Below are 20175 nucleotides of genomic sequence, written 5' to 3' on the forward strand. Positions count from 1 at the left end.
CTGTCTATCAAGAGCCTGTCTATCAAACGATAAGGTTCTGACTATTAGATCTTTTTAAAAAGGGCGCTAGTCTGAGTAAACGTCTGTGTCAGCGGACGCTGACGGTGGGATGAAGATGACCAAAAGGTGTATCAATCATGTCAACTGAATCGAAATGTCCCTTCAATCATGCAGCGGGTGGCGGCACCACCAATCGAGACTGGTGGCCCAAGCAACTGAACCTGAAAATTCTGCATCAGCATTCCTCTCTCAGCGATCCGATGGGCGAAGGCTTCGATTACGCCAAGGCGTTCAAGAGCCTTGACCTTGAGGCCGTCAAGCAGGATTTGCGCGATGTCATGACCCGGTCTCAGGACTGGTGGCCGGCGGACTTTGGCCATTATGGTCCGCTGTTCATTCGCATGGCCTGGCACAGCGCCGGCACTTACCGTGTCGGTGATGGCCGTGGCGGCGCAGGTGCCGGGCAGCAGCGATTTGCGCCCCTCAACAGCTGGCCTGACAACGTCAGCCTGGATAAGGCACGCCGGCTGATCTGGCCGGTCAAGCAGAAGTACGGGCGCAAGATTTCCTGGGCCGATCTGATCGTGCTCACCGGTAACGTCGCGCTGGAGTCCATGGGCTTCAAGACCTTCGGATTTTCAGGCGGTCGCCCGGATGTATGGGAGCCGGAAGAAGACGTCTACTGGGGTTCCGAGACTGCCTGGCTGGGCGGTGAAGAACGTTACGGTGCGCAAAAGAACATGCAGCAGCCAGGCGACGGCACGCTGGTAGCCGAGCCGCAGCTTCACGGTAACGAAGAGAGCCGCACAGCCCATGGCGAGCGCATTCTGGAAAATCCGCTCGCGGCTGTACAAATGGGCCTGATCTACGTGAACCCGGAAGGCCCGGAAGGTGTTCCGGACCCGGTTGCCTCCGCGAAGGATATACGTGAAACCTTCGGTCGCATGGCCATGAATGATGAAGAGACAGTGGCACTGATCGCGGGCGGTCACGCTTTCGGCAAGACCCACGGTGCAGGTCCTGCCGACAATGTCGGCCCGGAGCCGGAAGCGGCCGGACTTGAAGAGCAGGGGCTTGGCTGGAGAAACACATTCGGCAGCGGCAAGGGCGCTGACACCATCACCAGCGGTCTGGAGGTGACGTGGACGTCGACGCCGACGAAATGGAGCAACGAGTACCTCGAAAACCTCTTTGGCTTCGAATGGGAACTGACCAAAAGTCCGGCGGGCGCACACCAGTGGACACCGAAGAACGGTGCAGGCGCCGGCAAGATTCCGGATGCTCACGACGCTGGCAAGCGACACGCGCCAAGCATGCTGACATCAGACCTGGCGCTGCGCTTCGATCCGGCCTACGAACAGATTTCCCGCCGCTTTCTGGCCAACCCCGAGCAACTGGCCGATGCGTTTGCCCGAGCCTGGTTCAAGCTTACCCACCGTGATATGGGCCCGCTTGCGCGTTATCTTGGCCCGGAAACACCCGCAGAAGAGTTGCTGTGGCAGGATCCGATTCCCAAGGTCGATCACCCGCTGGTTGATGAAAAAGATGTTGCCGCGCTCAAGGCCAGTATTCTCGCCGCAGGGCTCACCGTCTCGCAGCTGGTTTCGACGGCCTGGGCCGCGGCGTCCACGTTCCGCGGCTCCGACAAGCGCGGTGGTGCCAATGGTGGACGCCTGCGCCTGGCGCCGCAGAAGGACTGGGCCGTCAATCAGCCTGAGCATCTGTCGGGCGTGCTGCAAAAGCTCGAAGCTATTCAGAGCGACTTCAACGGCGCACAGGCCGGCGGCAAAAAAATCTCGCTGGCGGACCTGATCGTACTGGCGGGCGGTGTGGGTGTGGAGCAGGCGGCCAGAAACGCTGGCCAGCAGGTCACGGTGCCTTTCACGGCAGGGCGCACGGATGCATCTCAGGAGCAGACGGATGTCGAGTCGTTCGGTCACCTGGAGCCGCTCGCCGATGGCTTTCGCAACTATCAGAAGGCCCGTTATCAGGCTTCGGCTGAATCGTTACTGGTCGACAAGGCACAGCTGCTGACATTGACGGCACCTGAAATGACGGTGTTGCTGGGTGGCCTGCGAGTCTTGAATATCAACGTCGGGGACAGCAAGCACGGTGTGCTCACGGATCGTGCGCAGACCCTGAGCAACGATTTTTTCAAGAACCTGCTGGACATGGGCGTCGAGTGGAAGCCCGTCTCCGCTACCAACGACATCTTTGAAGCACGTGACCGCAAGACCGGTGCAGTGAAGTGGACCGGCACACGTGTCGACCTGGTGTTCGGTTCCCATGCCCAGTTGAGGGCACTGTCGGAGGTGTATGGCAGTGATGACGCGCAGGAGAAATTCGTTGAGGACTTCGTGGCGGCCTGGACCAAAGTCATGAATCTTGATCGTTTCGACCTTGCCTGACCCTGTCAGGGTCTATTGAGACTTTATGACAACGCCTCCCTCGTGGAGGCGTTTCTGTTATCAACCATCAAAAAGTTCAGAACCTGTACAAAAATAAAATCATGTACAAGTTTTACTAAAGTTCATAGCATCCGCCAACGATCCTGGATGACGATCGCTGACCCTTGAAGGCAACCGCGGTTGCCAGGACCTTTGTACCTTGCGGATTGATGATGTGATATTCGTGAATACCTTCTCTCGACTGCTTGAAACCACCACTGCCAGCGCCCTCGGGCAACCAGAGGGCGAACATAATGTTTAACACCCGGCTCAAGAGCCAGCTTGAATCTCAGGCAATTGAGCTGTCGGCATTGCGCCAACTGCGCGATGGACTGAGTCGCGAAATGCTGACGTTAAGTATCGATTCAGCGTTTGCCATCACCGCATGCAATGAAAATTTTGCCCAGGCATTGGGCTACACGCAGAATCAGCTTCTAGGCCGCGCCATGGCTGATATCGTTCCGAAGTACGTCTCCAGGCTGCCGTGCTTTCACAACTTTCGAGCCGCCGTCGCCGCAGGCAAGTCCATTTCTGACGAATACAGGTACTTGCATGCTGACGGTTCACTGGTGTGGCTTCATGCACATTGGCAGCCCATCACTGACAGCGAGGGCAAGTTGAGTCATGTCATCTGCCATGCGACGAACATCACCTCACGCATGGAAAAAGCATCGGAAAATGCGTCCTTTATTGATGCATTACTTCGTTCGACGGCGGTGATCGAGTTCGATCTCTCCGGGCATGTACTTATGGCGAATGACCAATTTTTAAAAGCGATGGGCTACAGCCTGGGCCAGGCCAAAGGCAGTCACCACCGTATTTTCTGCAAGCCGGAGGAAGCCTCATCCCAACGATACAAGGACTTCTGGTCAACGTTGAACAAAGGCGAGTTTGTGGCGGGGCGATTTGAACGTATTGACAGCCGTGGTCAGACCGTATGGCTGGAAGCGACGTACAACCCGGTTTATGACACTGAAGGCGCACTGTGCAAAGTGGTCAAGTTTGCGACGGTTGTCACCGACCAGGTTGCCCATGAACAACAAGTGAGTGAGGCCGCCCAAACGGCATTTGAAATCTCGCAGCAGACCGATGTAACGGCTCAGCGTGGCGCGGTGGTAGTCAAGGACACCGTGCACACCATGCGCAAAGTCGCGGTCGATATGCAGGCCGCTTCCAACGGTGTTGAAGCGCTAGGAAAACAGTCACTGTTAATCAGCTCGATCATCCAGACGATCAGCAGCATCGCCCAACAAACCAACCTGTTGGCACTCAATGCTGCGATTGAAGCTGCGCGCGCAGGCGAGCAGGGTCGAGGCTTTGCCGTTGTCGCTGACGAAGTCCGGAAACTGGCTGGGCGCACCAGCAGCGCGACCGAAGAAATTGCCTCTGTAGTCTTGCAAAACCAGAAGCTGGTCGATGAGACCATCGGTGAAATGGCAAACAGCAAACTTCAGGCGGAGCAGGGCCTGGAGTTGGCGACCCAGGCAGGCGACGTCATTGTGGACATTCAGGAGGGTGCCAGACGAGTCGTCGACGCCGTAGGCAAGTTTACGAATCAGATTGCCTAGATAAACATAATTGACCACAGCACCGTGTTAGACGCCCGACTCAGTTCGGGCGTTTTGCTGGTGTGCCCTAAACATTGCCGTGTCTCAGTGGGTATGTTCGGAGCTCATACCCCCATGACTTTTAATGGTTATCGCTTTATCCCGCCCAGTGCTAAAAATCGCAAACACCGCTCATCAACAACAAGAAAGAGTGTTTGCAACCATGACGGATCCTCACCGCAGCCTCATTGCACGCTCTTCAAACCTCGATATCACCCTAAAAGCCCAAAAGAGTAACGACTCATGAAAGAACTCGACTTGTACATAGGTGAAGGTTTTGAAGGCCCTGGCGTGAATGCCGCGCACATAAACATTCTTATCGGGCCGCGCAATGGTCCTGCGGGGCAGGCTTTCGCCAATAGCCTGGCGTCGCCGAGCCAGGGACATTGCCCGTTCATGGTGATTGCCCAGCCGAACATCCCGGTCAAACCCATGACCCTCTATGTCAATAAGGCCGAGATCAGCAGCGATCTGCATGGCAATGCCACCTGGGGTGCGTCGCAGGCCGGTATCGCCAAGGCCGTACTCGAAGCCTTGCTCGACGGCACCTTGCCGCCTGAAGCCGAGGACGAGTGGGCCATCGTCACCGCCAACTGGGTCAACCCGGGCTGCGATGATCTGGATGCCGTCTACCTGAATAACTACAACGCCTGTCGCACCGCGATCCGCGCTGCCCTGACGGGTACGCCGTACACCGCGCAACTGGCCGATGTGGTCAACCACATCAGCAACCCTTTCTACACGCCCAAGGCCTGAGGAGAATCCCATGCAATACATCCGTTTGGGCAACTCCGGCCTGCAAGTCTCGCGCCTGTGCCTGGGCACCATGAACATGGGTACGCCGGACTGGAAACCGTGGATTTTCAACGAAAAGCAAAGCGAACCCATCGTCGCCCACGCCCTGGACAACGGTGTCAACTTCATTGACCTGGCCGATTTCTATTCAGCCGGTGTCGGTGAAGAAGTGGTTGGGCGCATCCTCAAACGTGTGGCGCGCCGTGACGACATCGTGGTCACCACCAAGGTCGGTTACGGCACCCGCAGCGGCATCAACGCCAGCGGTCATTCACGCAAGCACATCATGGACAGCATCGATGCATCCTTGAGCCGCCTGGGAATGGATTATGTCGACGTGTTCATGCTGCATTACTTCGATGTCAACACGCCGGTCGAAGAAACCCTGTGCGCGTTGAACGACATCGTGCGCTCCGGCAAGGCTCGCTACATTGGCGTGTCCACCATGCTGACGGGCCAGTTGGCGAAGATCCTCATGGCCTGCGAACGCAATGGCTGGGTCAAGCCGATCAATATGCAGTTGCAACTGAACTGCGCCTACCGCGAAGAAGAGCGCGAGATGATCCCGTTCTGCCGCGACCAGGGCCTGGGCGTCTCGGTATTCAGCCCGCTGGCGCGTGGTTTGCTCACCGGCGAAGTGCAATCGACCCGTAACCAGACCGACTTCTTTACCCAGCAGATGTACAGCGACCAGGCGTCGTTCGACATCGCCCACTCGGTGCAACGCGTGGCCCGCGCCCGTGGCGTGTCCAACGCTCAGATCGCCCAGGCGTGGGTGGCCAATCACCCTGGCGTGGATGTCATGCTGGTGGGCGCCGACACCACTGCACAATTCGACAGTGCCCTGGCGGCCCTCGACACCCGACTGGATGCCGAAGAACTCCACGAGCTGGAACGCAATTACACCCCGTGCGATGTGATCAACGACTACACCGCCGGCAAGCGCATCCTGCGTGCAGCCCGTCCGGGCCTGGACCGTTTCAATCTGATCGAGGCCGTGGCATGAACCCGCTGATCCGCACCGGTAACTACATCGACGGGCAATGGTCCAGCGGTGGACCGACGTACCCGGTGGTCAATCCGGCCAATGGCGCGCTGATCGCTGATGTGCAGCGCGCCGCTGCCGAAGAAACCATCCTGGCCATCGACGCCGCCAATCGTGCCTTGCCAGCCTGGCGCAAGCTCACTGCCAAAGAACGCAGCCAGCGCCTCAAGCGCTGGAGCGAACTGATGCTGGGCAACCAGAAAGACCTGGCCCACCTGCTCAGCCTGGAACAGGGCAAACCCCTGGCCGAAGCCATGGGCGAGGTGGTCTATGCCGCAAGTTTTCTGGAATGGTTTGGCGAAGAGGCCAAGCGCGCCTATGGCGATGTGATCCCGAGCCACAAGGCGGATGCGCGAATCATCGTGGTCAAGGAAGCCATTGGTGTGGTCGCGGCAATCACTCCGTGGAACTTCCCCCTGGCCATGGTGACCCGCAAGGTCGGCCCGGCGCTGGCGGCGGGTTGCACCATGATCCTCAAACCGTCGGAAGAAACCCCGCTGTCGGCGTTTGCGCTGGCGGTTCTGGCCGAACAGGCAGGGATTCCGGCCGGCGTGTTCAACATCGTCTCCGGCGATGCCGTGGCGATTGGCGGCGCACTGCAAGCCTCCAGCGTGGTGCGCAAGCTGTCGTTCACCGGCTCCACTCGCACCGGCAAACTGTTGATGCGCCAGGCGGCGGACACCTTGAAAAAGATCTCTCTGGAGCTGGGCGGTAACGCGCCGTTTATCGTGTTTGACGATGCCGACCTGGATGCGGCCGTCAAAGGCGCCATGGCCTCCAAGTTCCGCAATACCGGGCAAACCTGTGTGTGCGTCAACCGCTTCTTTATTCAGGACGGCGTGTACGAGGCGTTTACCCGCAAGCTGGCCGAAGCCGTCAGCGCCATGCGTGTCGGCAGCGCGCTGGAGGGTGAAACCGAACAAGGCCCGCTGATCAATGCCGCAGCCTTGGCCAAGGTCGAAGCCCATGTGGGCGATGCCGTGGAAAAGGGCGCCACACTGCTGTGTGGCGGCCGTCGCCATGCGCTGGGCGGCACGTTCTTTGAACCGACCATCCTCACCGAAGCCAGTGGCGACATGCTGATCGCTCAGGAAGAAACCTTTGGCCCTGTGGCCGCCTGCTTTCGCTTCAAGGATGAAGCCGAGGTGCTGCAACGCGCCAATGACACGCCGTTCGGTTTGTCCGCCTACTTCTACAGCCGCGACATCGGCCGCGTGTGGCGCATGGCCGAGGGCCTGGAAGCCGGCATGGTGGGCATCAACGAGGGAATCATCTCCACCGAAGTCGCGCCGTTTGGCGGGATCAAGGAATCGGGCCTGGGTCGTGAAGGCTCCAGGTATGGGCTGGACGATTACCTGGAGATCAAATACCTGTTGATGGGCGGTCTCTAAACCGGCATAGAACCCAATGTGCGGGCGAGCCCGTTCTCGCAAGGGACAGGGTTTGCCCGCTGTTACTCCGTCAAGAACAAAAAAATGGAGAACACCATGACTGCTCAACCCGTCAAGATCGACGACCTGCCGATCGGCCGCTTTCACCTGAAAATCGCCGGGCTGACCTTTGGCGCGCATTTCACTGATGGCTATATTCTCGGCCTGATCGGAATCGCCTTCACATTGCTTGCCCCACAGATGCAGCTCGATGCCTTCTGGCAAGGTCTGATCGGCGCCTCGGCACTGATTGGCCTGTTCCTGGGGAGCCTGTTTTTCGGCTGGATCTCCGACACCCTCGGCCGGCAGAAAATCTTTCTGGTCAGCTTTGTGCTGATTACCGTGGCGTCGGTGATACAGTTCTATGCCGAGACGGCCATGGGCTTGCTGCTGTGCCGCATCTTGATCGGCATTGGCCTGGGCGGCGATTTCAGCGTTGGTCACGCCATGCTTGCCGAGTTTTCGCCCAAGAAACATCGCGGTGTACTGCTCGGCTCGTTCAGCGTGATCTGGACGTTCGGCTACGTCGCCGCCACCTTTGTCGGCACGGCAATGCTCAGCCTGGGCGACGATGCCTGGCGCTGGATGCTGGCATCGTCGGCGATACCTGCCGGCCTGATCCTGATCGCCCGTATCGGCACCCCGGAATCGCCACGCTGGCTGGTAAACCGTGGACGTGTGGCCGAAGCACGCGCCATCGTCAGCAAACACCTTGGCGAGCATGTGGTGCTGGATGAAGAACCCTCCGCGCAGACGCGCTCCGGCTACGGCGTGCTGTTCAGCCGTGAATACCGCAAACGCACCGCGTTCAACTGCCTGTTCTTCGTGTGCATCGTGATGCCGTATTTCGCGATTTACACGTTCCTGCCGTCGATCCTGCAAAAAATGGGCTTGTCCCAGGGCTTTGGCACAGAGCTGCTGCTTAACGTGCTGCTGATTGTCGGCGCGCTGATCGGTATCTGGTGCACGGTGAAGTTTTCGCGACGGGGCTTCTTGATCAATGCGTTCATTATCCTCGCGGCGGCGCTGTTTCTGTTGGCGGTGCTGCCAGGAAGCATGGCGTGGTTGATGGTCATCACGTTCGGTGTGTTTACCCTGGTGCTGTCGGCGGTCAGTAACCTGGTGGGCGTGTTCCCGGCGGAAAGCTTTCCAACTGAAGTACGCGCCAGCGGCATCGGCCTGGCGACTGCAGTGAGTCGCTTGGGTTCGGCCGTCAGTACGTTCCTGTTGCCGGTAAGCGTGGCGGGAATTGGCCTGAGCCCGACCATGGGCATTCTGGCGGCCATTCTGGTGTTTGGCGCGATCATCTCTTGGGCGTGGGCGCCGGAAACCAAAGCGCTGACCTTGAGCGATGCGTGCAAGGCACAAGCACCCACGCTGTCAGGGGTTGCTGACCTGGCCCAGCCACTGCGTAAACAGTCGAACCTTGGATAAGCCGAGTTTGTCCGGCGCCACCTCCAGCCAATAGCCATAAGGGCCGATTACTTCCACGGGGGTAATCGGCAACAGGCTGCCATTGGCCAATTCACGCTCGATCATCTGCCGGTCGATCACCGCCAGTCCACCGCCTGCCAGGGCGGTGTGGATCACCTGGTCCAGGGTGCTGAATTCCAGGCCCTGGTCCGCATCGATATCGTCTCGCCCCATGGCGGTCAGCCAGTTTTCCCACACCTTCAAGCGCTTGCCGTCGTGCAGGATATGCAGCAGCGCAAAGCGCCGCAGATCCGGCGGTTGTCCATCGCTGAACAACTCCGGGCTGGCCACGGCGATGTGGCGCTCCATCACCAGTAACTGGCTGCTGCAATGGGCGGAGGGCTCCAGACCGAAGCGGATCTGGCAGTCGACTTCCGCAAGGCTGGCGTGGTTGTTCTGATGAGTGACGCTGAGGTTGATGTCGGGATAGCGCTCGCAAAAACCGCGCAGGTGCGCCGATAGCCAACGGGTCGCCCAGGTCGGCGGTGCGACGATACGCAAGCGCTGGCGCAGGTTGGGCACGCGCACCGCTTGCAGCGCGCGCTCGATATGGTCGAAGGCATCGCTCAGGTGGGGCGAGAGGGCAAAGCCGGCCTCGGTCAGGGACAGGCCCTGTGGCGTACGGATGAAGAGGGCGACGCCGAGATAGTCTTCCAGTTGCTTGATCTGGCGGCTGACGGCGCCCTGGGTGACATTGAGGCCGATGGCAGCCTGGCTGAAGCTGCGGTGGCGAGCGACCTCTTCAAAGACGCGGAGCATGTTGAGGGCGGGCAGTTGGCGCATGGCTCGGATTCCATACAGCGGTTTCAGGGTGTTTTTGCTGGCAAGCCCACGCCCTCACACTGTGCGGGCGGGCTTGCCTGTGACAACGTCAGTGATCTGTCAGAAGTAATAGCCGATGTTCATGTACAGCTGATTCTCCCACTGATTGCTGCCTCCAGCACCCAGACTCTGGGTATAGCTGCTGCCGCCAATGTACGGGTCGTTCTTGCCGATCAACCACTCGGTGGCGATCCATAGCTTGCTGAGCGAAAACGAGGTTCCCAGGATGATCCGCTGTGAGGTCTTGAATTCATCCGCAGATTTGTCGAAAGCGCTGTAGTTGGCATACAGCTTCACACCGCTGACCTGGTCCCACAGGTACTTGCCGCCCACGTCGTAGCTCAGGTCCGCCACATACAGGTTGCCCCGGCTGGCAACGTTGAATGTGCCGTCATAGCCGCCCAATGTCACCAGTTCATCGGTGCCGGCGTTGCGCGGTGACATTTGCTGGCGCGCCGCTTGCAATTGCACGCCCCATGGGCCGTTCTTGCCCAGGTAATGGATAGCCACGGCGTTGCGACGGCCGTCGTTGCCGGTGTCCTTGTTTTTCAGGGTCGAGGTCAGGCCGGACAAGCCCACTTCGGATTTCCAGTCGCTCAGGTCCAGGGCCTTGGCCACGCGCAGGACCACGGTGTTGCGCTCCTGATTGTCGCTGCCGTCACCGACGTAGCTGTCGGCGCCGGAGACCACGCTGGAGTAGGTCACGCCCTTGCTGGTGCCCTTGCCTTGCCATGCCGGGCGCAGGTAATAGCCGGCCTGGAGGTTCCAGTCGCCGCTTTGCTGGATGTATTTGGCCCCGACCTGTTGCACATCTTCCAGGCCAATCACGTTGCCCAGGGTCTCGTAGAAGGTGCTGCCGAAGTACGGCTGCAAGCCGAACGGTACGGTATTCAGGCCCACTTGCACCTGTTGCCCAGGGTTGAACTTGTAGCCGACCCAGGCGAATTTGGCGAACTGGATGTCGCCGTAGTTTTTGCTGTATTGGTAAGGGTACGAGCGCCCGTAGAAGCGGTACTGCGCCTCGCCGATCCAGGTATCGGAGGTGTATTTGGCGCTGAGGAACACCGTGTCGAGACCGAATTTCTGGATGTCACGGTCCGGGTCATAGTCCCAGCGCGCACGAATGGCACCGCCAAGGTCGAGGTTGTCGGTGACCTGCACGGCCATGGCCGGTGCCGCCAGGGCGCCGAGCACGGGGATGAGGGCGAAGTAGCCTAAGGTTGGTCGCATGGTTGGGCTCTCGTTATGGGTTGTTTTTGGCAACAGCAGCCCGTTGCCGCAGCGAATGCTGCGACGCGGGGAAAAGGGTCGAACTCAGTGGCTGACGATGCAAATCAGTCGCAGCGGCGGGTAACGCCTAGGCGCCGGGGGCAGGCAACTCAGAAGCACCGGGAGCGGCGGCAAGCAGCGTCTGGGTGTAACTGTTTTGTGGACGCAGCAGCACCTGTTCGGCGCTGCCGTATTCCACCACTTCGCCTTGGCGCATGACCGCAATGTGGTCGCTGATCTGCGCGGCCACACGCAGGTCGTGGGTGATAAACAGGATGCTCAGGTTCAACTGCTTTTGCAGGTCGGCCAGCAGCTCCAGCACCTGCTTTTGCACCGAGACATCCAGCGCCGAGACGCTTTCATCGGCGATCAATACCTCAGGGCGCATGGCCAGAGCACGGGCGATGCCGATGCGTTGCCGTTGTCCCCCGGAGAACTGCCTGGGCTTGCGCAGCAGGGCGTCCCGCTTGAGCCCGACGCGTTCGAGCAAGTCACCGGCTTCGGCCCAGGCGTCCTTGGCCGATAAGCCGCGAAGTTGCGCGGCGCGGGCGATGATGTCGCCGACGCGATGCCGTGGGTTCAAGGAGCCGTAAGGGTCCTGGAAGATCATCTGGATACGCCGACGGTTGGCCGCCAATGCGGCGCCGCTCAAGGCGAGGAAATCGGTATCACCGACCCACACATGCCCGCTGTCGCTGTCCACCAGGCGGATCGCCGCTTTTACCAGCGTGCTTTTACCCGAACCGGACTCGCCGACAATCGCCAGTGTCTTGCCCCGCGGCAGGTTCAGCGACACATTGCGCAGCGCCGCCACCTGACGGCCGCCGACGTCATAGGTCTTGGTCAGGTGCTCGATACGCAGGGCCATTTCACCGTCGACACCGGGTGCATGCAGTTCAGGATGTAACGCGGGCACCGCGGCGATCAGCTTGCGTGTATAGGCGTGTGCCGGGGTATTCAGCACCTGATCGCGCTCGCCGATTTCCACCAGGCGACCGCCCTCCATGACCGCGATCCGGTCGGCAATCTGTGCCACCACGCCGAAGTCGTGAGTGATAAACAGAATGCCGTGCTGGCCGCGGCCGCGCAGGTCGCGCACCAGTTTGAGCACCTGAGCCTGGGTGGTGACATCAAGGGCGGTGGTGGGCTCGTCGGCGATCAGCAGGTCCGGGGTCATCGCCAACGCCATGGCAATCACCACGCGCTGGCACTGGCCGCCGGACAGTTGATGGGGGAAGCTGTTGGCGATACGTGGCGGGTCCGGCAACTGGGTGGACGCCAACAGCGCCAGCATGCGCTCCCGACGCTCGGCCGCCGGCATCTGCGGCGCATGAATATCGAAGATTTCTTCGACTTGTTTGCCGATACGAATGGCCGGGTTCAGTGCCGCCATGGGCTCCTGGAAAATCATCGCGATACGGTTGCCGCGCAGTGAACGCAGGCGGCCTTCATCCAGGGTGCAAATATCGTCACCGAGAAAGTCGATCACGCCACCGGCATGGCGCAGGCCCTTGGCGTAATCGCCCATGATCGCCGCCGACAGCACAGACTTGCCCGAGCCCGACTCGCCGATCACACAGAGGATTTCACCTTTGCGCACTTCCAGGCTGATGCCTTGCACGGCGAGGCTGCGGTCGGCGCCCTTGGGCAGTTCGACACTGAGGTTGTCGACCCGCAATACGGTTTGCTGGCTGTTCATGCTCAACTCCTTGCGCCTTGCTGCGCGTGTTCATCCAGCCCGTCGGCGAGCAGGCTCAGGCCTAGCATCAGGGTAGAAATGGCGATACACGGGAAGAGCACCAGATGCGGGAAGGAAATGGCCATGGCACGGCCGTCGTTGATCATGCCGCCCCAGTCGGGAGTGGGCGGCGGCAGGCCGAGGCCGAGAAAACCCAGGGCGCCGATCATGATCGCGGTGTAGCCGATGCGCAGGCAGAAATCGACGATCAGCGGGCCACCACAGTTGGGCAGGATCTCGACCAGCATGATGCGCAGCGAGCCTTCGCCCTGGGTGATGGCGCTGAGCACGTAGTCGCGGGAGCGAATGTCAATGGTCAACGCCCGCATGATGCGAAAGATCGCCGGCGCACTGGTGAAGGTCACCGCAATCAGGATATTCAGCGCCGACGCGCCGAGGGCGATGATGATCACGATGTACAACACCAGCACCGGAAACGACAGCACAGTGTCGGCCACATAGGACAGCGCTGCATCCACCCAACCGTTGAAGTAACCGGCGCACAGGCCCATGGCGATGCCGACGGCAAACGCGGTGACGGTGGCCAGGATCGACCAGAACAATACGGTGCGTGTGCCCCAGATCAGGCGCGAGAGAATGTCGCGGCCGATCATGTCGGTGCCCAGCAAGAAGCTTGCGCCGTCGTCACCTGCGGTCATTGGCGTCAGCAACGGCGTAAAGCTCTCCAGAGGATCATGAGGCGCCAGCCACGGCGCACAAAGTGCGATCAGCACCCAGCCGCCGACCAGCAACAGACCGAGCAGGGCCAAGGGATGTTTGAGAGATGTGAGCAGGTTCATTGGCTGCCTCCGCCAAGACTGCGCAGGGTGATGCGCGGGTTGAGCCAGGTGTAGGCCAGGTCCGAGAAGATCTTGCTGATGCCCACCACTACGCCGCTGATCATCGCGCAGGCTTCGATCAGGTAGACGTCATGGTTCAGCGACGCGGTGTAAAGCATCGAACCGAAGCCCTTGTAGGCGAAAAACACCTCTACGACGATCACGTTGGAGAGCAGCCAGGGGATGTACAGCATGATCACCGTGACCGGCGCGATCAGCACATTACGCAGGGCATGGCGCAATACGATGCGCGAGGTTGAAGCACCCTTGAGCCGCGCCGTACGGATATACGGCGCCTGCATCACCTCGACCATCGACGCACGGGTGATACGGGCCAGGTAACCGATGCCGAACAGGCACAGCACCATCAGCGGCAGCACCAGCTCAATGGCGCTGAAGCCGTCGCTCATGCTGCTGACGCCCGGCAGCCAGTTGAGCCAGAACACAAAGATTGCCGAGACGAACACGGCACTGGCGAAGTCCGGGATCGAGGTGGTGACAATCGACAGGAACGACACCAGCCGGTCGATCATCGAGCCCTGGCGAATCCCGGCGAGAATGCCCAGCGTCAGCGCGACCGGCACCATCACCAGCAGCGCCAGCCCGGCCAGGGTCAGGGTTTGCCACAGGTTGGGCAGCAGCAGCGTGAGCACCGGCTCACGGAAGTAAACCGAAGTGCCCCAGTCACCGCTGACAAAGTCCTTCAGCCAGACCAGGTAGCGCCACGCGAATGGCTGGTTGTAGCCGTGCTCCAGCAGCCACGCCGCGCGCTGGTCGGCGGCGGAGTAGGGACCGAGGACGTTGATTGCCACGTCCTCGATATTGAGTTCCAGGGCCAGGAACACAATCAGCGATACCGACAGCAGGGTCGCCAGCAGCATCAGCAATTTGCGCAATAGAAAATGAACCATCAGGTGCATGCTCCGACGGATGATGGGAATGAATGTTGTGGCTCGGCTTCAAAGCCCCTGAAGCTCAGGCGCTCAGCCAGACATTGCCCATCGGATAGAAGTCGGAAGGGTGCACCTGGAATCCCTGCACCTTTTTGCTCACCGCGGTGAACTTGTCGCCCCAGAACGGCTGCACGATCACGCAGGCATCCTGCAGGATCTGCTCGACGCTCTGCATGGCCACGGCTCGCTGTTTCGGGTCGATGATGCCCATCGCCTTGTCCAGCGCAGCATCGAAGGCCGGGTCGCTGTAGTGGCTTTCATTCCAGGCACCGCCGCCGCGATACGCCAGTTCCAGGGACATCACCCCCAGCGGGCGATGGGCCCAGTAGGTCAGGCTGAACGCGGCCTTGTCCCAGATCGGCCAGTATTGCGCTGCCGGCACCACTTTGAGGTTGATGCGGATGCCGGCTTCCAGGCAGTTCTGTTGCAGGATCTGCGCGCAGTCCTGCTCATAGCGGCCCTGGGTGTTGCCAACGATCAGGTCGATGTCCAGGCCATTGGCGAAACCGGCTTCGGCCAGCAGTTTTTTCGCGGCGGCGACATCGCGTACGCGCTTGGCCAGCGGGAAATACTCAGGGTGCGAGGGCGCCACATGGTGGTCTTCGCCCAGCGTGCCCATGCCGCGATAGGCGACCTTGAGCATCTGTGCATTGTCGGCGCACAGCACCACGGCTTTACGCACGCGCACATCGGTAAACGGCTTCTGGTCGCAGGCCATGCGCATGACCACGGTCTGCGCCGACTTGCAGCTGAGCAATTGCGCACCGGGCAAGCGCTTGGCCAGGTCCAGCTCGGCCACGGTGACGCGGTACAGCACGTCGACTTGCCCGGCTTGCAGGGCGGCGAGGTGGGTCGACACGTCAGTGCCCATGTCGATGTAGCGCAGTTCGTCGAGGTTGGCAGGCTTGCCCCAGTAATCGGCACGCTTGGCGAATGTCGCCTGCTTGTTCACCGCAAACGACACCAGCTTGAACGGCCCGGTGGCCAGCGGATTTTTCGCCCAGTCATCGCCGGCCTTGAAGCTGCGGTGCACGAGCGCGCAGGTAAAGGCGTTGAGCATCTCCGGGATCGCCAGGATCGGGCGCTTGAGTTGCAGGCGGAACTGGTAATCGCTGACTTTTTCGAAGGCCTCGATGTCCTGGAACGCGGTACGGTTGACCGACTTGGAATCGGCGGCGATCCAGCGCGTGATGTTGTGCTGCACATCGTCGGCGTTGAAGTGATCGCCGTTGCTCCATTTCACGTCCTGGCGCAGGTTGAAGGTCCAGGTGGTGAGGTCCTCGGACGGGCTCCAGCTTTCGGCCAGGTACGGGTGGGTGATGTTGTCGGCGTCGACCCAGGTCAGGTATTCCAGCGAGTTGCGCAGCAGGTTGGAGGCCTCGATCCAGGTGATCAGCATCGGGTCCTGGATTTCCTGAATCGCACAGGCAAAGCGCAAGCTGCCGCCCTGACGGGCCGGGATAGCGTCAGCGGCCTGGGCGTCGTTACCCAGAAGGGCCGAGCCGATAAAGCTGGAGGCGCTGGCCACGCTAATGCCCAGCAGCGTGGCAGTACGCAGAAATTGCCGGCGGTTGATCTCGCCACTTTGCACTTGGGCACACAGGTCATTTACGGCTGGATGCGGCACGCTGCCGTCCAGGGTCGTCAAGTCTTTCATAAGCCTCTCCAATACTTGCGAATATGCGTTTTTGTTGAACCGCAAGGGTCAGTGGCAAGCGCCTGCAAGGCGCAGCACGGACCGCTGTAAAGCTGGCAGGAGAACAAGGCGTAACGTCGTAAGGAGGTGGGCAACGAGATGGGACATAGGGCGGCTCTCATGTTGTTTTTATTAGAGATGCCCGCAGTTTTGTCATTTACGCAAAGATCGACAAACGACAAATTCTGCGCAGTAACCTTCAATAAATGCATGTTACAGCGGGTGCCCGGAGCAGGCTGTGAGGCTAGACACGTTGAGCGCCGGTCACGCGCTCCATGAAAGTGCGGCGCGGGTCATCCTGGGGCAGGGAAGCGTTGTTTTTTGGCCTGTTCAGTACCCGCCTGATCGATCAGCGCCTGAAATCGAACATGGCTCGAATCCTGTATGGGATATCGCTCTGTATTAATGATGTCGCTGATATGAGGTGATCGTTATGACAGGCGAACTGGATGGCAGCTTACTTAAAACGTTTGTGGCAATTATCGAATGCCAGGGATTGTCGGCAGCCGCCGAACGCCTGCATCAAACCCGGACCACGGTCAGCCTGGGTTTGCAGCGCCTTGAAGAGATCGTCGGCACACCACTGATCCGCCGCACCGGCGGTTCCATCGGCCTGACGCCTGGCGGAGAAACCTTTCTGATCTATGCACGGCAGATCCTCAAGCTGCACTACGAGGCGATCAGCGCTGTGCAATTACCCCATCCGCACGTGGGCATTCGCTTAGGGATGCCGCAGGACTACGCCGACCATTGCCTGGACGACATGCTCAAGGATTTTCAGGCGCAGTTTGCCCTGGTGCGCCCGGACATCTGTTGCGAAATGCCCACTGCGCTGGTCAGCCGCTTGAACAGCGGTGAGCTGGACCTGGTGCTCGGGGTGGAACATGCCGGCCTGCCATCGGGCGAATACCTGTGCGATGAGCCATTGGCGTGGGTGGTGGCGCCGAGCTGGAGCTGCGTGGGGCGCCAGTCGGTACCGTTGGCGGTGTACGCCGAGGGTTGTGCATTTCGCGCCAATGCCATGCAGGCGCTGGCCAGGGCCGGGCGCTCATGGCATGTCGCATCCACCAGCCAGAGCGCGCGTGGCATCGCAATTGCCATTGAGCAGGGCTTGTCGGTTGGCGTGATGGCGCGGCGGCTGGTGCCGCAGGGCTGGCAGATCCTCGATGAGCGCCATGGCTTTCCGCCGATTGACCCGGTGCGTTTGATGTACTGGCGCCCGGCCGGCGGTCAGGTGCCGGAGGTGGAAGCGCTGGTGGAAGCACTGGTAGAGATGCTGCAACGCCAGTTGGGGCGTTCAGGGTATGCAGACAGACCGCGCCAGGTCGGTTTTTCTTCAGCGCAGGCTTGCAGCCTGTGACCTTGCCTTGCAGGCTTTAAAGTGTCTGATGGATTCACGCTAACCGGCACAAAAAGGTATGTTGCTCGGGAATTTTCCTACGCATCATAGGAAGCTTCATTTCTCGTCAGCCTTTTTCGAGTGCCTGTTATGAAACGTAAAATGCCCGGTCTCAATGCCCTCAAGGCGTTTGAAGTGGCCGGCAGTACCGGCAGTTTTACCCGGGCTGCCGAGCTGTTGAACGTGACCCAAAGCGCCGTCAGCCGTCAGGTGCGCCAGTTGGAGGAGCAACTGGGAGAAAACCTGCTGGAGCGGCGTCACCATCACCTTGAATTGACCAGCGCCGGGCGAGTGCTGCTGCGGGCGCTGCACCAGTCCTTCGACAAGATCGAACTGACGGTGCGCAGCATCCAGCAGAAAACCCACTCCAACCGCCTGCACATCAACGCGCCGCCCACCTTTACCAGCCGCTGGCTGATGCCGCGCCTGGGCCGCTTGCGCGAGGCCCATCCGGAGCTGGAGTTGAGCATCACCACTTGCCTGCAGGACAGCCTGGCGCAAACCAGCACGCTGGACTGTGCCATTCGTTTTGGGAATGGTGAGTGGGATGGGCTGGACAGTTCGTTGCTGATCCAGGAGCGGCACATCGCAGTATGCGCCCCGTCGTTGTATGCCCGTGAATGCAGTGATGGCGTAGACCTCAATCGCATGACCTTGCTGCATGTGCTGGCCCGTGAGGACCAGCGTTACCTGACATGGAAGCACTGGCTGGACGCGGCGCGCATTCATGGGGTGGATACCCAGGGCGGGTACGAATTCGACCTGCTGGATCTGGCCATCCGTGCGGCGACGGATGGGCTGGGAATCACGATTGCGGACTGGCATATGGTTGCGGCGGAGCTGGCGTGCGGGCAGTTGACGCAGGTGTTGAATGTGCACGTGGAGGGGCATCAGTCGTACTGGCTGGTGACTCGACCCGAGCAGACGGATATGCCGCAGTTGCAGGTGTTCGGGCGGTGGTTGCAAGAAGAAATCTGGTTGGCGCAGCGCCAGCTCGAGCCCTCTACCGCAGCGGTGTGAGCGTTAATCCCACTAACCTGCCTTTTTCTCACGTTACAGCATCCAATAAGTCGTTTGTCCAACCCCGGCGCATTGACAAAACTGCATGTCACTCGCAAAACAACAACGTTGGGCAAACCACATGCAATTCGAGCGCAATTTCTACAACGGCCAATTCGCCGAACCCGCCAGCGACGCCTTGATCGCCGTTTACAATCCGGCCACCGAAACCCTGGTCGGCCACGTCAGCGCCGCGACCGCCGATGAGGCCATCGCTGCCGTCGACGCCGCGGCCATCGCCCAGAAAACCTGGGGCAAGCTCACCAGTATCGAGCGCGCCGAACACCTTCGGGCCTTTGCCGATGCGCTGGACGCCCACGCCGAAGCCATCGGCAGCGCCCTGGCCAGCGAGTCCGGCAAGAGCGTCAGCGATGCCAGCAATGAAGCCCGTTACGCCGCGCAGATCACCCGCTACCACGCCGAATGGGCACGCCGTATCGAAGGCGAGATCATCCCCAGCGATACCCCGGACGAAAATCTGTTTCTGCAACGCGAGCCGATTGGCGTGGTGGCGTGCCTGATTCCGTTCAACTACCCGGTCTACACCCTGCTGCGCAAGATCGCGCCGGCGTTGATCGCGGGCAATACCGTGGTCGTGCGCCCCAGTAACAACACGCCGCTGTCGGCGTTTGAAATCGCCAGGGCGGTGGTCACTGCCGGCATTCCGGCCGGTGTGATCAATATTCTCACCATGAACCACGCCACCGCTGCCAGCGTGTGCACCCACAAAGCCGTTGGCTTGATTACTCTCACCGGCAGCGTGAACGCCGGGCGCATTGTGCTGGATTACTGCAAGGCCAATATCGCCAAGCCGTCCCTGGAGCTGGGCGGCAAGACTCCTGCGATCATCGAAGCCGATGCCGATCTGGAGCAGGCGGCCAGCGCCATTGTCGCGTCCAAGACCACCCACTGCGGCCAACTGTGTACGGCGGTAGAGCGGGTGTATGTGCACGAAAGCATCTACGAAGAGTTCCTGGCGCTGCTGAAAACCAGGATCAGCGCGGTGACATTCGGCGATCGCGCAATCGACCCAGACAGAATGGGCCCACTGGTCAACGCCAGCTCCCGAAAAACTATCCACGCCATGGTCGAGCGCGCCGTCGCTGCCGGCGCGGTACTGGAAGCAGGCGGCGTGCTGCCCGAAGGTCCTGGTCATTTCTATCCGCCGACCTTGCTCAGCGGTTGCCGCCAGGACATGGAAATCATCCAGGAAGAGATCTTCGGCCCGGTGCTGCCCGTGCTCAAGTACCGCGACATTGATGAAGCGCTGGCCATGGCCAACGACCATCAGTTCGGCCTGTCGTCGGTGCTCTACACCGAGAACTACCGCACGGCGATGAAAGTGGCGAACGCCATCGAAGCCGGCGAGTTGTACGTCAACCGCACCCCGGCGGACCCGTATCAGGGCTTCCACGCCGGCTGGAAACGCTCAGGGCTGGGCGGCGATGACGGTAAGCACGGCATGCTTGAATTCACCCAGACCCGCCTGGTGGTCATGAAGTACTAAAGAAGCAGCTACGCGTTATGAGCAGCAAGCCGCAAGTTGGAGCGCGCAAGACTTTCTTGCCGCTTGTAGCTTGCCACTTGCCGCTGCCTCTATAAC

At 60.3% G+C, this 20175-nt stretch carries 14 protein-coding genes and 2 pseudogenes; 10 read left to right on the forward strand and 6 right to left on the reverse strand.

What is annotated here, in order from left to right; translation table 11 throughout:
- Window positions 1–137 precede the first annotated feature (137 nt).
- The 7 genes and pseudogenes from katG (at window position 138) to ACYAS9_RS13275 (ending at window position 8758) form a co-directional block, all read left to right on the forward strand.
- Complete coding sequence (gene katG / locus ACYAS9_RS13245) at window positions 138–2408, forward strand: catalase/peroxidase HPI (RefSeq protein WP_463568748.1); 2271 nt, start codon at window positions 138–140, stop codon at window positions 2406–2408.
- Between the two features lie 383 nt (window positions 2409–2791).
- Window positions 2792–3475 (forward strand): annotated as a pseudogene (locus ACYAS9_RS13250) (PAS domain-containing protein); the annotation flags it as partial.
- Window positions 3476–3580: 105 nt separating this feature from the next.
- Window positions 3581–4015, forward strand: a pseudogene (locus ACYAS9_RS13255) (methyl-accepting chemotaxis protein); the annotation flags it as partial.
- Between the two features lie 282 nt (window positions 4016–4297).
- A complete protein-coding gene (gene fae, locus ACYAS9_RS13260) occupies window positions 4298–4810 on the forward strand; it encodes a formaldehyde-activating enzyme (protein ID WP_463568749.1) in 513 nt (170 codons plus the stop codon).
- Window positions 4811–4820: 10 nt separating this feature from the next.
- Entirely contained in the window at window positions 4821–5855 is a 1035-nt protein-coding gene (locus ACYAS9_RS13265; protein WP_463568750.1) for an aldo/keto reductase, read from the forward strand.
- The gene (locus ACYAS9_RS13270) at window positions 5852–7285 is read left to right on the forward strand and encodes an NAD-dependent succinate-semialdehyde dehydrogenase (protein WP_463568751.1); all 1434 of its coding nucleotides are present in this window, start codon (window positions 5852–5854) and stop codon (window positions 7283–7285) included. Before ACYAS9_RS13265 ends, ACYAS9_RS13270 begins: the two co-directional genes overlap by 4 nt.
- Before the next feature lie 96 nt (window positions 7286–7381).
- Window positions 7382–8758 (forward strand): MFS transporter, encoded by a 1377-nt coding sequence (locus tag ACYAS9_RS13275; RefSeq protein ID WP_463568752.1) that lies wholly within the window; start codon window positions 7382–7384, stop codon window positions 8756–8758.
- Here ACYAS9_RS13275 and ACYAS9_RS13280 read toward each other — a convergent pair.
- From ACYAS9_RS13280 to ACYAS9_RS13305, 6 genes are all read right to left on the reverse strand, one after another.
- Window positions 8705–9580, reverse strand: coding sequence for a LysR substrate-binding domain-containing protein (locus ACYAS9_RS13280; protein ID WP_463568753.1), 876 nt, complete (start codon window positions 9578–9580; stop codon window positions 8705–8707). The genes ACYAS9_RS13275 and ACYAS9_RS13280 overlap by 54 nt on opposite strands.
- Before the next feature lie 99 nt (window positions 9581–9679).
- Window positions 9680–10849 (reverse strand): hypothetical protein, encoded by a 1170-nt coding sequence (locus ACYAS9_RS13285; protein ID WP_463568754.1) that lies wholly within the window; start codon window positions 10847–10849, stop codon window positions 9680–9682.
- 127 nt (window positions 10850–10976) lie between these two features.
- The gene (locus tag ACYAS9_RS13290) at window positions 10977–12587 is read right to left on the reverse strand and encodes a dipeptide ABC transporter ATP-binding protein (protein WP_463568755.1); all 1611 of its coding nucleotides are present in this window, start codon (window positions 12585–12587) and stop codon (window positions 10977–10979) included.
- A 2-nt stretch (window positions 12588–12589) separates the two neighbouring features.
- A complete protein-coding gene (locus ACYAS9_RS13295; RefSeq protein WP_463568756.1) occupies window positions 12590–13426 on the reverse strand; it encodes an ABC transporter permease in 837 nt (278 codons plus the stop codon).
- Entirely contained in the window at window positions 13423–14376 is a 954-nt protein-coding gene (locus ACYAS9_RS13300; protein ID WP_463568757.1) for an ABC transporter permease, read from the reverse strand. Before ACYAS9_RS13300 ends, ACYAS9_RS13295 begins: the two co-directional genes overlap by 4 nt.
- Before the next feature lie 64 nt (window positions 14377–14440).
- Window positions 14441–16075: an ABC transporter substrate-binding protein gene (locus ACYAS9_RS13305; RefSeq protein ID WP_463568758.1), complete on the reverse strand. Its 1635-nt coding sequence runs from the start codon at window positions 16073–16075 to the stop codon at window positions 14441–14443.
- Window positions 16076–16547: 472 nt separating this feature from the next.
- Between ACYAS9_RS13305 and ACYAS9_RS13310 the strand changes: the two genes are divergently transcribed.
- From ACYAS9_RS13310 to aldA, 3 genes are all read left to right on the forward strand, one after another.
- Window positions 16548–17474: a LysR family transcriptional regulator gene (locus tag ACYAS9_RS13310; RefSeq protein WP_463568759.1), complete on the forward strand. Its 927-nt coding sequence runs from the start codon at window positions 16548–16550 to the stop codon at window positions 17472–17474.
- 129 nt (window positions 17475–17603) lie between these two features.
- Window positions 17604–18533 carry a LysR substrate-binding domain-containing protein gene (locus ACYAS9_RS13315; protein ID WP_463568760.1) on the forward strand — a complete coding sequence of 310 codons (930 nt, stop codon included), beginning with the start codon at window positions 17604–17606 and terminating at the stop codon, window positions 18531–18533.
- A gap of 121 nt (window positions 18534–18654) precedes the next feature.
- Window positions 18655–20079, forward strand: coding sequence for an aldehyde dehydrogenase (aldA, locus tag ACYAS9_RS13320; protein WP_463568761.1), 1425 nt, complete (start codon window positions 18655–18657; stop codon window positions 20077–20079).
- Window positions 20080–20175 lie beyond the last annotated feature (96 nt).

This window comes from Pseudomonas sp. HP_08 (assembly GCF_055284095.1).